The sequence below is a fragment of the Achromobacter sp. ACRQX genome (genome assembly GCF_022346505.1).
In the GTDB taxonomy this organism is placed as follows: domain Bacteria; phylum Pseudomonadota; class Gammaproteobacteria; order Burkholderiales; family Burkholderiaceae_B; genus Achromobacter; species Achromobacter animicus.
The window spans coordinates 1-14255 of record NZ_JAKRML010000008.1 but is presented as its reverse complement, the minus strand read 5'-3'; the positions used below and the strand labels follow the sequence as shown (position 1 = coordinate 14255).

The window sequence follows — 14255 nt, the reverse complement described above, 5'->3', positions numbered from 1 at the left end:
GGTCGCGCTCGCGGGATCTCCCGGGGCGGAGCATGGTTTGATCTGGGATGGCTCACATTATTGCCCATCCCGGCGGCAGGCTCCGATTGTCCCTACTGAACATGGGGCGACGGTTGTTGTCGCGCCTGGGATGCGATTGTCCGTTGTGCGGGGCACGGGTCGCGGGCGCGCGGCTGTGCGCCGGGTGTCAGGCGGACATCATGGCCGGACCGCCGGGGGGCTTGGCAAGATGCCCGCGATGCGCGCTGCGCCTTCAAGGGGGCGGACAGCATTGCGCGGCGTGTCTGGCGCAGCCGCAGGCGTTCAGCCGCACGATCACGGCGTTTGACTATGCGCCGCCCGGCGATGCGCTGGTGCTGATGCTGAAGACGCAGTTGCGGCTCAGCATGGCGCCGGTGCTGGCGCGAATGATGGCGCAGGCGGTGCGGGAGGCGGCGGCGCAGTCCGGCGCGCAAGCCGCCGGCATTTCCGGATCAAGCGGTTCTGACACCGCCGCCGACTGCGGGCGCTGCACCGGGTTCCTGCCGCCCGATCTTCTCTTGGTCCCCATTCCCGCCAGCCGGGCGTCGCTGCGGCAGCGGGGCATGAACCCGGCGGCCGAGATCGCGCGCAGTCTGGCCGCCGAACTGGCGCTGCCGGCGCCGCGTCTCCTGCTTGCACGGCGGCGCGAAACGCCCCGCCAGGCCACGCTAGGCCGGCGGGCGCGGCAGCGGGGGGCGGCGGGTCTCTTTGTCTGCACCGGCCCGGTTCGCGGGCGTCATGTGGCGGTGGTGGACGACGTGATGACCACCGGCAGTACCGTGGGCGCGGCGGCCACTGCCCTGATGGCGGCAGGCGCGGCCAGCGTGACGGTATTGGTGGCCGCGCGTACGCCATGATCTGCCTGCATCGCCGTCTGGATCGTGCCTGGCTTCCCGCCCGCATCCCCGCCCGTGCCCCCGCATGCATCCTGGCCTGCATCCGCCGTTTGCAACCGCGCCCGCATCCGCGCCTTCACCGGACCGCCGTCGGGTCGCGGTTCCTGGCCCCGCCGCCAAATCGGCGACAATCACGCTCGCGCGGCCGCTTCCCGGCCACGGACCTTTCCACCTCTGCCCGCACCATGTTCCACGTCATTCTCGTCTGCCCGGAGATCCCTCCCAACACCGGCAACGCCATCCGCTTGTGCGCCAATACCGGGGCGCAACTGCATCTGGTGCGTCCCCTGGGGTTCGAGCTGGATGACGCCCGCATGCGGCGCGCGGGGCTGGACTATCACGAGTGGCAGCCTGTGCGCGTGCACGACACGCTGCAGGAGGCGCTGGACGACACCGGCGCCGTCGCGTCCAGCATCTATGCGCTGACCACGCACGCGCAGCGCAGCGTGGCCGACGTCAGTTTCAAGCCGGGGGATGTGTTCGTGTTTGGTCGCGAAAGCGCGGGCCTGTCGGACGAGCATCAGGCGATGTTTCCGCCGCAGCAGCGCCTGCGGCTGCCGATGCGCACCGGCCAGCGCAGCCTGAACCTGTCGAACGCCGTGGCGGTCACGGTGTTCGAGGCCTGGCGCCAGCAGGGCTACGAAGGGGGCGCATAGACGCCGCCCCTCGGTCTGAAGATCAGTCCAGCGACAGCTTCAGCTTGTCGATCACCTGGTCCCAGCGCGCCTTTTCATTCTTGATGCGGTTGGTCAGGGCTTCCGGCGTCGACGGGGCCGGCGTGAAGTATTGCAGCGCCAGCTGCTTGCGCACGGCCTCGCTATTGATGATGCGCGCCAGTTCGCTGTTGAGCCGTTCAATGATCGGCGTGGGCGTACCGGCCGGCGCCAGGATCGCATTCCACGAGATGGCTTCAAAGTCCGGATAGCCCTGCGAGGCCATGGTGGGCACGCCGGGCAGGGCGTCACTGGGCTGCAGGCTGGTCACGGCCAGCAGCTTGACCTTGCCGTCGCGCGCCTGCGGCACGGCGATCGCCGGCACCATGAAGCCAGCCTGCACGTCGCCGCCGATGATGGCGGTGATGACCTGCGGAAAGCCGGAATACGGGATGTGCGCCAGGTCCACGCCCGCGCGTTCCTTGAACATCTCCATGGCCAGGTGGGCCGAGCTGCCCGGGCCGACCGATCCGTAATTCAGCGAGTTGCCGCGGCCCTTGACCAGCTTGACGAAGTCCTGGACGTTGTCGACCTTGAGGTTGCCCGGCACGACCAGCACGTTGGGGCTGGTGCCGACCAGCGATACCGGCTCCAGGTCGGTCAGCGGGTCGTAGCCCAGTGTCTTCTTATAGAGCGTGGGCGCCGTGACCAGCGGGCCGTTGATCGTGTAGAGCAGGGTGTAGCCGTCGGGCTTGGCCTGCGACACCATACGCGTACCGATGTTGCCGCCGGCGCCCGGCTTGTTGTCGATCACGATGGGCTGGCCCAGGGCCTGGGACAGCGGCTCGGAAATCGTGCGCGCCAGGATGTCGGGCGACGAGCCGGGCGGGAAGGGCACGACCATGTGGATCGGGCGCTCGGGCCAGTCGGCGTGGGCGGCAACGGGCAGGATGGCTGCCAGGCTCAGGCAAAGGCCACGCAGCAGCGGGCCGACCCGGAACTTGCGGGTTTGCGTCATGAAGGATGTCTCCTCGGGGTGGGTGTCGTGTCTTGTTGTGGAAGCGGGATGGACGGGCGCGATCTAGGCGGCGCCGATGGCCTCGCCGGAGCCGGCGCCCAGTCCTTCATAGCGCGCATCCCGCGCCAGCAGGGCCGAGACGGCGGTCATGGGCGCGACGCCTTCGAACAGCACGGCGCACACCGCTTCGGTGATCGGCAATTCGACATTGATGGCGCGGGCGCGGTCCAGCGCGGCGCGGGCGCAGCGCACGCCTTCGGCGGTGATGCCACTGGCCAGGATGTCGGCCAGCTTGCGGCCCGCGCCGATCTCCAGGCCCACGCGCCGGTTGCGCGACAGCTCGCCGGTGGCGGTCAGCACCAGATCGCCTAGGCCGGTCAGCCCGGCGAAGGTTTCGGCCTGTGCGCCCAGCGCGACGCCAAAGCGGGTCATCTCGGCCAGGCCGCGGGTGATCAGGGCCGCGCGGGCATTGGTTCCCAGCGCAAGGCCATCGCCAATGCCGCAGGCAACTGCAATGACGTTCTTGAGCGCGCCGCCGACTTCGACGCCAACCAGGTCGGTGCTGGCATAGACGCGCAGCGCCGCGCCATGGAAGGCGGCGGTGGTGGCTTCGCGCAGGGCGGGGCTGCTGCTGGCGACCGTCAGGGCGACGGGCAGGCCCTGCGCGACTTCGCGCGCGAACGAGGGGCCCGACAGGGCGCCGCCGGTCGCGCCGGGCAGGGCCTCGCGCATGATTTCGTGGGGCAGTCTGGCCGTGTCGGCCTCAAAGCCCTTGCACGTCCAGACGATGGGCGTGTCTTGCAGTCCCAGTGCGGGCAGCCGTTGCGACAGCGCCTCGCAGATGGACGTGAGACCCGCGACGGGCACGCCCAGCACGATCAGACGGCGCGCGGCGTCGTCCTGCAGGGTGCGCAGCGTGGCGTCCAGATCAGAGGAATATTGCAGCGTCTTGGGCAGGGAAATGCCCGGCAGATAGCGGGCATTTTCTTGGGTGGCGGCCATGGCGGCCGCTTGCGCGGCTTCGCGCGCCCAGAGCTGGGTGGGGTGGCGGCGGCTGGCGGCCGCCGCCAGGGCGGTGCCCCAACTGCCCGCTCCCAGGACGGCGACGCGCAGGCGCGGCTCGGCGGGTTGGTTCATGGGGCGCCGCGGGGTGCTTACTGGCGGGTGGCGCCGGGGGGCAGGATGATGCCCGATTCGGCACCGTTGGCGCCGGCGGCCTGCTGCTGTTGCAGTTCGGCGATGCGTTGCTCGTACAGAGCCTGGAAGTTGACTTCGGTCAGGTGCAGCGGCGGCATCGAGGTGCGGGTGATCGCATCGGCGATGTTGGCGCGCAGGTACGGGTACAGCATCGTGGGGCAGACAATGCCCAGCAGCGGGTCGAGTTGCTCTTCGGGGATGTTGGCCGCTTCGAAGATGCCGGCTTGCGTGCCTTCGACCAGGTACACGACCTTGTCGTTGATGCGCGTGGTGACGGTGACGGTGACCGTGGTTTCGAACACGGTTTCGGCCAGGCGCTGGCCGCCCACGGTGATGCTTACTTCGACCTGCGGCGCTTCCTGTTCCAGGAACACGTGAGGCGCGTTGGGCATTTCCAGCGAAAGGTCTTTCAGGTAGACGCGCTGCAGATTGAACGAGGGCGCGTCGTTGCCGCCTTCTTGCTGGGTGTTTTGGTCTTGATCAGCCATGAGTGTTTCCGTTGGTGGGAGAGGCAAAAAGGGGCGATTAGCCGTTCAGCAAGGGGGTCAGTCCACCCGAGCGGTCCAGGGCTATCAGGTCGTCGCAACCGCCGACATGGGTATCGCCGATGAAGATCTGCGGGACGGTGCGCCGGCCGGTGCGTTCGATCATGACATCGCGCTGGGACGGTTCGCGGTCGATCTGGATGATTTCCAGGTCGGCCACGCCACGCTGCTCGAGCAGCGCTTTGGCGCGGGAGCAATAGGGGCAATAGTCCTTGCTGTACATGACGACTTTGTTCATAGGGCGCTCCTGTGGGTACAAGAATAGGTAGATGGGGGCGAGTCCCCCTGCTTCAACCCTTCTGGGTTACCGGCAGGCTGGCGGCCGACCAGGCACGCATGCCGCCTTCCAGCGGCACGACGTCGGTGAATCCCTGGGCGCGCAGCTTGGCGGCGGCGCGGGCCGAATCGCGGCCATTGTCGCAAACCACCACCAGCGGCTTGTTCTTGGGCAGCGAGCCGGCCTTCTGCTCGAGGTCGGCTGCCGGCACGTTTCGTGCCTGAGCGATATGACCGGCCTGGAATTGCTCGACGGGGCGCACGTCGACCCACACGGCATTGCGCTGGTTGACCATCTGGATGGCTTCAGTCGTGCTGATGGCGGACCCGGTCCGGCCCTTGCGCAGGGCGGGAATGATCAGCATCACGCCGGAAACCACGGCGACGGCGACGATGAAGATGTTGTTTTTATCGAGCAAGAATTGCAAAAGGTCCACGAAGGCTTCCTGTAGTACGTCGGCGGGCGCTACGTCGGCTTGCGGGTGGGCAAGTCTTCCGGCCAGCCTGGTAGGGGCGAACCCTGATGCGACGCGTCCAGGACATGGACGCGGTGCGCCGGGGCAAAATCACGGGCAAAATCACTCAATTATAAAATGAGCGCATTCCTTAACCATCCTCCAACTTTAACCCGCCCGGCGGGCGCCCCAAACCATGCACAAACTCGTACTGATGCGCCACGGTGAAAGCCAGTGGAATCTTGAAAACCGTTTCACCGGCTGGACCGACGTCGACCTGACCGACACCGGCCGCGAACAGGCCCGCAAGGCGGGCGAACTGCTCAAGAAAGAAGGCTTCACCTTCGACCTGGCCTACACCTCAGTCCTCAAGCGCGCCATCCGCACCCTGTGGATCGCCCTGGACGCCATGGACGCCATGTACACCCCGGTCGGCGTGAACTGGCGCCTGAACGAACGCCACTACGGCGCCCTGCAGGGCCTGAACAAGTCCGAAACCGCCGCCAAGTACGGTGACGAGCAGGTCCTGATCTGGCGCCGCGCCTACGCCATCGCCCCGGAGCCGCTGTCGCTGGACGACGAACGCCATCCGCGCTTTGACAGCCGCTACGCCAAGATCCCGGCCGACCAGCTGCCCGCCACCGAGTGCCTGAAGGACACCGTGGCCCGCGTGCTGCCGTTCTGGAACGACTCCATCGCCCCGGCCATCCGCTCGGGCCGCAAGGTCTTGATCGCCGCCCACGGCAACAGCCTGCGCGCCCTCATCAAGCACCTGGACAACGTGTCGGACGACGACATCGTCAACCTGAACATCCCGACCGGCCAGCCGCTGGTCTACGAACTGGATGATGACCTGCGTCCGATCCGCCACTATTATCTGGGCGATGCCGCCGAGATCGAGGCGGCCATGGCTGCGGTCGCAGCTCAGGGCAAGGCCAAGAAGGACTGATATCTCTATGCGTCGCACGGCGGGGTTGTTGTTGGCGGTCATGTTGGCCAGTGGGACGCTGCCTGCGCGCGCCGCGCCCAGTGACCTCGCCGGGCGTCAGTCCGACGCCGAAAAACAGCAGGCCGCCTTGCGCGACCGCATCGAGAGTCTGCAAAAGGACATCGACGACCGCGAGGCGGCCCGCAAAGAGGCCGCCGACGCGCTCAAGCAGTCGGAATCGTCGATTTCCCGCATCAACCTGCGCCTGAAGGAACTGGCCGACGCCAACCGCAAGGCGACGGCCGATCTCGCGTCGCTGGAAAAGCAGATCACCGCGCAGGAGGCCGTGCTGGCCAAGCGCCGCGTCGAACTGGCCGACCAGCTGCGCACCCAATACACCAGCGGCCTGTCGCCCTGGACGGCGCTGCTCTCGGGCGACGATCCCCAGGTGCTGGGCCGCAATCTGGGCTACCTGGACTACGTGTCCCGTGCCCGGGCCGACGCCGTGAAGGCGCTGCGGACCGACATCGACCGGCTGGCCGCCCTGCAGGCGCAGGCCGACGAACGCCGCGCCGAAATCGAAAAGGGGGTCGCCGAAACCTCCGAACAGAAAACCGCACTGGTCGCGCAGCAAAAAGAGCGCGCCAGCCTGCTTGCCCAGCTTGAAGGCCAGATCGCCGCCCAGCGCGCCGAGGCCAACAAGCTCGGCCGCGACGATCAGCGCCTGTCGCGGCTGATCACCGATCTGGACGCGGCCATCGCCAAGCAGATCGAGGAAGCCCGCAAGGCCGAAGAAGCGCGCAAGCGCGCCGAAGAAGCCCGCCGTGCCGAGGAAGCGCGCCGCGCGGCTGAAGAAGCCCGCCGCGCCGCCGAAGAGGCCAAAAAGCGCGCCGAGGCCGAACGCCGGTCGCAAGACGCGCGCCGCAAGGCCGAGGCAGACCGCAAGGCCGCCGAAGACGGCGCGCGCCGCGACAGCGAAGCCCGCGAGGCCGCCCAGGCGCGCGAACAGGTCGAAGCGGCAGCCCAGAAGAACCGCGGCCCGGTGGCCGTGGCCGACCCGGACGCCGCCGGCCTGCGTCCCGCCGAGCAGCGGCAGACCCGCATCGGCGGCCCGGCCGATACCCCGCCATCAACAAAACCCGCGGATCCCCCCAAAAAGGCGGAACCTGTTGAAGAGCCCGCCACTCCAACGCGCAGTGCATCGGCCCAGCAGACCGCCAAGGCGCCGCCGGTCGGCGGCGGCAACGGCCTGCGTCATGGGCTGGCCATGCCGGTGCGCGGCCAGGTGCAGGGCAGGTTCGGGGTGGATCGTCCGGACGGCGGCGTGTGGCGCGGCGTGGTGCTGCGCGCGGCCGAGGGCACGCCCGTCAAGGTAGTGGCCCCCGGTACTGTGGTTTACGCCGATTGGCTGCGCGGCTTTGGCAACCTCATCATTGTGGATCATGGCCAGCAGTACCTGACCGTCTATGCTTACAACCAAAGTCTGCTCAAACGGGTGGGCGATGCGGTGGCCGGCGGGGATACTATTGCTACCGTGGGCGCAACCGGCGGCCAAGTGGAATCCGGCCTATACTTTGAAATTCGCCATCGTGGCGCTCCAGTGGACCCGGCCCAATGGCTGGCGCAGTAGATGTGACGGCTGGTGCAGCCGGTTTGCTGGAATGCAATCGGCGTAAACGCTGTCGGTAAATGAATGTCGTTGGAAAAATACCGTTGGTAAATTACCAAACCCATCGGCGAAAACAAAATTCGGGAAGTGTGCATGGGCACTCGTAAGTTTCGCGGTTTCGGTCTGATTGCCATCGGTGCGGTGGCTGGTGTGTTGCTGAGTGTTGGCGTGACTGCGGTCGCCCAGCGTGGCAGCCCCCTGCCTCTGGACGAGCTCAGGCAACTGAGCAATGTCTTTGCCGCCATCAAGAACAACTACGTCGAGGCCGTCGACGACAAGACCCTGATCGACAATGCCATTTCCGGCATGGTGTCGAACCTGGATCCCCACTCCGCCTACCTGGATGCCGACGCGTTCCGCGAAATGCAGACCGCGACGCAAGGCGAGTTCGGTGGCCTGGGCATCGAGGTCGGCGCGGAAGACGGCTTCGTGAAGGTCATCTCGCCCATCGAGGACACGCCCGCGGCCCGCGCCGGCGTCATGGCGGGCGACCTGATCATCAAGATCGACGACACGCCCACCAAGGGCATGACCCTGAACGACGCGGTCAAGCTCATGCGTGGCGCGCCCAAGTCGCCCATCACCCTGACGATCATGCGCGCCGATCGCCCGCAGCCGATCGTCGTGAAGATCGTGCGCGACATCATCAAGGTGCGCAGCGTGCGCAGCAAGATGCTGGACAACGGCATCGCGTACGTGCGCGTCGCCCAGTTCCAGGAAAAGACCGGCGCCGACCTCGCCCGCCAGCTCAAGGAGCTGGGCGCGAAGGAACCGCCCAAGGGCCTGGTGCTGGACCTGCGCAATGACCCGGGTGGCCTCCTGACCAGCGCCATCGGTGTCTCCGGCGCGTTCCTGCCGCCCGATGCGCTCGTGGTGTCCACGGACGGCCGCACGCCGGACGCCCGCCACAAGTACCTGGCGACGCCGTCGGAATACGCCCGCGGCGAAAGCAACTACCTGTCCGGCCTGCCGGCCTGGACCAAGACGGTGCCGATGGTGGTGCTGGTGAACGTGGGTTCGGCCTCGGCCTCCGAGATCGTGGCCGGTGCGCTGCAAGACCACAAGCGCGCCAAGGTGCTGGGCAACCGCACGTTCGGCAAGGGCTCCGTGCAGGTGATCCTGCCGCTGTCCGAAACCACCGCGGTCAAGCTCACCACGTCGCGCTACTTCACGCCCAGCGGCCGTTCCATTCAGGCCACCGGCATCGAACCGGACTACGTCGTTGCCGATACGGCCGACGGCGACCTGTTCCGCCTGCCCCGCGAAGCCGACCTGCAACGTCACCTGTCCAACCAGCAGACCACCAACGAAATCAAGTCCAGCGCCGACCAGGACAACGTGGAACTGCCGGCCAAGGTGTTTGAATTCGGCGGCAAGGACGACTTCCAGCTTCAGCAGGCCCTGAACCTGCTGGCCGGCAAGCCGGTGCAGAAGGGCTCGGCCCGGGCCCAGGCCAAGGCTGACGCCAAGGCCGGCGGCGGAACGCCCCAGCGCATGAAGATCACGCCGACCGGAGTCGAGCCCAGCAAGGACAAATGAACGACGAGCAACTGCTGCGCTACGCCCGCCACATCCTGCTGGACGAACTCGGGATCGAAGGGCAGGAAAAACTGCTGGCGGCGCGTGTGCTCATCGTGGGGGCGGGCGGTCTGGGTTCGCCCGCCGCGCTCTACCTGGCCACCGCCGGCGTGGGCGACATCACGCTGGCCGACGACGACGTCGTCGAACTTAGCAATCTGCAGCGCCAGATCCTGCACACCACCGCAAGCGTTGGCCGGCCCAAGGCCGAGTCCGGCCGCGACATGCTGGGCGCCTTCAATCCGCAGACCCGCGTTCACGCCCGGGTCGAGCGCCTGAAGGACCAGGCCTTGTCCGATGCCGTCGCGCAGGCGGACCTGGTGCTGGACTGCACCGATAACTTCACTACCCGCCACGCCATCAACCGCGCCTGCGTGCAACACCGCAAGCCACTGGTCTCCGGCGCGGCCATCCGATTCGACGGCCAGGTCAGCGTCTATGACCTGCGCGACGACAACGCGCCGTGCTACCACTGCCTGTTTCCTGAAGCCGACGACGTCGAGGAAGCCAACTGCGCCACCATGGGCGTCTTCGCGCCGGTGGTCGGCATCATCGGCAGCATGCAGGCCGCCGAAGCCCTGAAGCTGCTGTCCGGCGTGGGCGAAAGCCTGTCCGGCCGCTTGCTCTGGCTGGACGTGCGCACCATGCAATGGCGCAGCGTCAACGTGCAACGTGACCCCGAATGCGCGGTCTGCGGCCACCGGGGGCACGCCTGAAGTCTGTCGGTATTGAACCCAAGAACAATACTAAAGGTTTCAAATACCTGCTATAACGCCAGCCAGCCTACTGATTTCGAGTAGAGGGGCATGGACATGACGGCGTGGATACAGGACTGAAGTTCAGCCTGCCCAAGTGGCGGCTGACACGTTGGCTGACGCATTCCGGGCATGACACGCCGGCGGACATCCGCGCGGCGCTCATCGCCAGTCTGTTCGGCACGCTTCCCATTTTTGCCGGCGGGGTCATCAACACCCTGATGATCTCGGGCGTCGTCGCGTGGCGGCGGCCCGAACCGCTGTATATCTCGTGGCTGATCCTGGAGGTGGTGCTCGCGCTGGTGCGCGTCGTCATCCTGCGATCCGCGCTGCGAGCGGCCCCCAAGGGCGGCAATACCCACACCGATCTCTACATTCTGCTGGCGCTATTCTGGGCGTTCAGCGTGGGCTATGGCGTCTTCATCACCTTATTGAACGGCGACTGGCTGGCCGCGACACTGGCTGGCGTGTCCTGCGGCGCCATGGCCGGCGGGATCTGCTTCCGGAACTACGGCGCGCCCCGCCTGGTGGGCGCCATGATTTTCCTCAGTCTTGGCCCCATGTGCCTGGGCGCGCTCTTCACCGGCGAATGGGTCATGGCGATCGTGTTCATCCAGATTCCGTTCTATCTGATCAGCATGGTCATCGCCTCGCACCGCCTGAACCGCATCCTGGTGTCCACCATGTTGGCCGAGCGCGACAGTGATCGCCGCGCCAGCCAAGACGCGCTGACCGGCCTGGCCAACCGCGCCGGCCTGCAGGCGGCGCTGGAACGCGTGTGCTCCAGCGCACGCGGCCATGACAGCGCCGCGGCGCTGCTCTACATGGACATGGACGACTTCAAGCGCATCAACGACACGCACGGCCACGCCGGGGGCGATCAGGTGCTCAAGACCATCGCGGAACGCATGCGCGCCATGCTCCGCGTGGACGACGTCGCCGCGCGGATTGGCGGCGACGAATTCATCGTGCTGGTCACCGGCATCGACGCCACCGCCGCACTGCGGCTGGGCGAACACCTGCTGCGAGACGTCTCGCAGCCCATCACGCTGGCAGACGGCAATCGCGTCTGCGTGGGCCTGTCCATCGGCATCTCGATCCTGTCCGGCGCCAACCGCACCCCGCAGGGCGCGCTGGACTCCGCCGATGCCGCGCTGTATCGCGCCAAGGCGCAGGGCGGCCGCTGCTGCGTGGTGGATCAGAGCGGGCAGATCGCGGAAAGCGAAGGATTGCAGAGCGCGTCCGTCGCGGCTTGATTGGGAGCGCGGCTGTCCGAATTGGTCCGAATCGGTCCAGCGCTGTGTGCCGCGTGTGGCGTGCCCGTTGCGCAGCGGGTGCATTCCAGACGCAACTCCACCGCGGTTCGGCCGCATTCCAGCTTCGACTCCGCCACGCGTTCCCACTTCCCGATCCCGCCGGTGGGTTGCACCGGCCCCCTCACGAAACAACAAAGTTATCAGATAACCTGAAAAATATGCCTATAATGCGCCCATGTTGACCAAGAGCCTCACCCTCACCGAGCAGGTTGCCCGCCAGCTCGCCAGCGACATCGCGGATGGTGTCCACGCCGTCGGCGCCAAGCTGCCGGCCGGACGCGTGCTGGCCGAGCAATATGGCGTCAGCGCCGCCGTCATCCGCGAAGCCACGGAGCGCCTGCGCGCCCAAGGGCTGATCCAGAGCCGCCAGGGTTCGGGCAGCACGGTCGTCTCGCGCACCGGGGCGCAAGGCTTTCAGGTGTCCACCGGCATCGCGGTCGACCGCAAGAAGCTCGCCAGCGTCTACGAACTGCGCATGGAACTTGAAGGCGGCGCAGCCGCCCTGGCGGCTGTCCGCAGCACGCCGGAGGACCTGGACGCCATGGCGTCAGCCCTCGCCTCGCTGCAAGCCCATCTGGACCACCCCGAGGCCGGCGTCGAACATGACATCGCCTTCCACGTCGCCATCGCGACCGCCACGCACAACAGCTACTACCAGGACCTGCTGCAATACCTGAACCTGCAGCTGCGCCTGGCGGTCAGCACCGCCCGGTCCAACAGCCGCCTGCAAGACGGCCTGACCGCCGCCGTGCACCAGGAACACGTCGCCGTGTTCGAGGCCATCCGCGCCCGCGATCCGGACCGTGCCCGCCAGGCCGCCATCCGCCACCTGCAGCAAGCCGCCGGCCGCCTGCAGCTCGATCTTCTCTCTCCCGCCGCATCCCACATCTCATGAGCGCATCCGACTTTTCTCAACGGCTGGTCCAAGCCCTGGGCCCCGACACCGTCTTCACCGACCCGGCCGACATCGCGCCGTGGCTGTCCGATTGGCGCGGCCTGTACAACGGCCAGGCCCAGGCGGTTGTGCGCCCGCGTACGACGGCCGAGGTCGCCACGTGCCTCGCCTTGTGCCAGGAAGCCGGCGTGCCGGTCGTGCCGCGCGGCGGCAACACCGGCTTGTGCGGCGGGGCCACGCCTGACGGCGGCGCCAGCAACGTCGTCATCAGCCTGGACCGCATGAACGCCGTGCGCGCCATCGACACCGTGGCCAACACCATGGTTGCCGAGGCCGGCGCCATCCTCGGCAACCTGCGCCGCGCCGCCCAGGACGCCGGCCGCCTGCTGCCGCTCAGCCTGGCCGCCGAAGACTCCAGCCAGATCGGCGGCAACGTCGCCACCAATGCCGGCGGCGTGAACGTGGTGCGCTACGGCATGGCGCGTGAACTGGTCCTGGGCCTGGAAGCGGTGCTGCCCACCGGCGAAATCTTCCACGGCCTGCGCACCCTGCGCAAAGACAACACCGGCTACGACCTCAAGCAATTGCTCATCGGCTCCGAAGGCACGCTGGGCATCATCACCGCCGTCGCGCTGCGCCTCTACCCGCGCACCGACGTGCGCTCGGTCGTGCTGGCCGCCGTCGAATCGCCCGCGCAAGCGCTGCAACTCTTCGAGATCCTGTTCGAACAATGCGGCGCGCGCCTGCAGGCGTTTGAATTTTTCACCGGCGATTGCCTGGACCTGGTGCTGACGCACGCCGAGGGCGTGCAGGAACCGTTCGAACAGCTCTACCCGGCCTACGTGCTGGTGGAACTGGCCGACACGACGGACGAAACCGCCCTGAACACGCTGCTCGAAAACGTCATCGGCACGGCGCTGGAACGCGGCCTGTGCCTGGACGCCGCGGTCTCGGCGTCACTGGCGCAGTTGCAGACGCTGTGGAAGCTGCGCGAGGAAATCTCCGAAGCCCAACGCGCCGACGGCCCGCACCTGAAGCACGACGTGTCGCTACCGATCGAACGCATTCCCGACTTCATGCAGACCGCCGAAGCCCGCGTACGCGCGCTGTACCCCGACATCCGCCCCTTCATCTTCGGCCACTTCGGCGACGGCAACCTGCACTACAACCTGTCCCGCCCGGCAGGCGCAGACCGCAACTGGGTCGCTGAGCATGGGGCGGCGATCACGGATGCGGTGTTGGATGAAGTGAATCGGTATGGCGGGAGTATTTCTGCCGAGCATGGGATCGGGCAGTTGAAGCGGGAGCATTTCTTGCATAGCAAGGATGCGGTGGAGTTGCGGTTGATGCGGGAGATCAAGAAGGTGATGGATCCTGCGGGGATCATGAATCCTGGGAAGTTGTTGTAGGCGGTTTTGTGGGTTTTATCTTCGTAGGTTGCAGCAGATCTTTGTAGGATGCATCAGATCTTCGTAGGTCATATCAGATCTTCGTAGGTCGCCCGACGCCGCGGTCACCGTGGGCACGATCGCCCACGATTGCGGTCCGGAGCCTTCGCTCCGGACTGCCCCATCCTCATCCTCGTCCTCGCCTGCGGCGACTCCTACGGATTCCGTCGGGCGCATCGACGGCGCTCGCGCCCACGGTGACCGCGACGCCGTGCTGCGAGGGTCTTTGGTTTGCGCGCTGCAAGACCTGTGGTCAGGGCAGGGGATCTGCGAGGCCGCCGAATTGCTGCCGCCCGGGCGGCGGCAATCGGCATCGGAGCCGTGGGACGTCGTGGCGGTGGGCGCTGCGCGATGGTGGGGATCGGTTTGCTAATGGTGCTCGCCGACGGGGGAGGGGCCGTGATGGGCGGCGCGCGTCGACGGTCGGGAGTGTCATAAATTTTGTGTTTGGGGCCTAACATGTTGCTCAAGGAGCATGTATGGCTACCAAGAAAAAGACACCGCTGAGGGAACTGCCGGCGATTCCCGCCGAGCTGGTTGATCAATTCGTCAAAGGCCCGATGACCGCCGAGGCGGTGCAGGACCTGTCGATGGCGTTCAAGAAG

General features: G+C 67.0%; 14 protein-coding genes and 1 pseudogene. 10 read left to right on the top strand and 5 right to left on the bottom strand.

Annotated elements, in window-relative coordinates; all coding sequences use genetic code 11:
* Positions 1-200 precede the first annotated feature (200 nt).
* Both MHZ91_RS09490 and MHZ91_RS09485 read left to right on the top strand, forming a co-directional pair.
* Entirely contained in the window at positions 201-878 is a 678-nt protein-coding gene (locus MHZ91_RS09490) for a ComF family protein (protein ID WP_255595129.1), read from the top strand.
* A gap of 224 nt (positions 879-1102) precedes the next feature.
* On the top strand, positions 1103-1573 hold the full coding sequence (locus MHZ91_RS09485) for a tRNA (cytidine(34)-2'-O)-methyltransferase (RefSeq protein WP_056559971.1): 471 nt from the start codon (positions 1103-1105) through the stop codon (positions 1571-1573).
* A gap of 22 nt (positions 1574-1595) precedes the next feature.
* On the opposite strand, the gene MHZ91_RS09480 is transcribed toward MHZ91_RS09485, so the two are convergent.
* The 5 genes from MHZ91_RS09480 to MHZ91_RS09460 all read right to left on the bottom strand — a co-directional run bounded on the left by MHZ91_RS09480 (position 1596) and on the right by MHZ91_RS09460 (position 5043).
* Entirely contained in the window at positions 1596-2588 is a 993-nt protein-coding gene (locus MHZ91_RS09480) for a tripartite tricarboxylate transporter substrate binding protein (RefSeq protein ID WP_218342617.1), read from the bottom strand.
* A 63-nt stretch (positions 2589-2651) separates the two neighbouring features.
* Positions 2652-3725, bottom strand: coding sequence for an NAD(P)H-dependent glycerol-3-phosphate dehydrogenase (locus MHZ91_RS09475; RefSeq protein WP_239213430.1), 1074 nt, complete (start codon positions 3723-3725; stop codon positions 2652-2654).
* Positions 3726-3742: 17 nt separating this feature from the next.
* Positions 3743-4273 (bottom strand): protein-export chaperone SecB, encoded by a 531-nt coding sequence (secB, locus tag MHZ91_RS09470; protein ID WP_175122079.1) that lies wholly within the window; start codon positions 4271-4273, stop codon positions 3743-3745.
* A 37-nt stretch (positions 4274-4310) separates the two neighbouring features.
* The gene (gene grxC / locus MHZ91_RS09465) at positions 4311-4568 is read right to left on the bottom strand and encodes a glutaredoxin 3 (protein WP_175122080.1); all 258 of its coding nucleotides are present in this window, start codon (positions 4566-4568) and stop codon (positions 4311-4313) included.
* Between the two features lie 52 nt (positions 4569-4620).
* Entirely contained in the window at positions 4621-5043 is a 423-nt protein-coding gene (locus tag MHZ91_RS09460) for a rhodanese-like domain-containing protein (protein ID WP_175122081.1), read from the bottom strand.
* A 214-nt stretch (positions 5044-5257) separates the two neighbouring features.
* On the opposite strand from MHZ91_RS09460, the gene gpmA reads away from it, so the two are divergent.
* From gpmA to MHZ91_RS09420, 8 genes and pseudogenes are all read left to right on the top strand, one after another.
* Positions 5258-6010 carry a 2,3-diphosphoglycerate-dependent phosphoglycerate mutase gene (gene gpmA, locus MHZ91_RS09455; RefSeq protein ID WP_175122082.1) on the top strand — a complete coding sequence of 251 codons (753 nt, stop codon included), beginning with the start codon at positions 5258-5260 and terminating at the stop codon, positions 6008-6010.
* Positions 6011-6017: 7 nt separating this feature from the next.
* On the top strand, positions 6018-7619 hold the full coding sequence (locus MHZ91_RS09450; protein WP_175186355.1) for a peptidoglycan DD-metalloendopeptidase family protein: 1602 nt from the start codon (positions 6018-6020) through the stop codon (positions 7617-7619).
* A 132-nt stretch (positions 7620-7751) separates the two neighbouring features.
* On the top strand, positions 7752-9197 hold the full coding sequence (locus MHZ91_RS09445; RefSeq protein WP_175122084.1) for a S41 family peptidase: 1446 nt from the start codon (positions 7752-7754) through the stop codon (positions 9195-9197).
* Positions 9194-9952, top strand: coding sequence for a molybdopterin-synthase adenylyltransferase MoeB (locus MHZ91_RS09440; RefSeq protein WP_108005846.1), 759 nt, complete (start codon positions 9194-9196; stop codon positions 9950-9952). The genes MHZ91_RS09445 and MHZ91_RS09440 overlap by 4 nt, the downstream gene beginning before the upstream one ends.
* Positions 9953-10056: 104 nt before the next feature.
* On the top strand, positions 10057-11247 hold the full coding sequence (locus tag MHZ91_RS09435; protein ID WP_239213429.1) for a GGDEF domain-containing protein: 1191 nt from the start codon (positions 10057-10059) through the stop codon (positions 11245-11247).
* Positions 11248-11482: 235 nt separating this feature from the next.
* A complete protein-coding gene (locus MHZ91_RS09430; RefSeq protein WP_175139017.1) occupies positions 11483-12202 on the top strand; it encodes a FadR/GntR family transcriptional regulator in 720 nt (239 codons plus the stop codon).
* Complete coding sequence (locus tag MHZ91_RS09425) at positions 12199-13611, top strand: FAD-binding oxidoreductase (protein ID WP_239213428.1); 1413 nt, start codon at positions 12199-12201, stop codon at positions 13609-13611. The genes MHZ91_RS09430 and MHZ91_RS09425 overlap by 4 nt, the downstream gene beginning before the upstream one ends.
* Positions 13612-14129: 518 nt before the next feature.
* Positions 14130-14255, top strand: a pseudogene (locus tag MHZ91_RS09420) (IS256 family transposase); the annotation flags it as partial.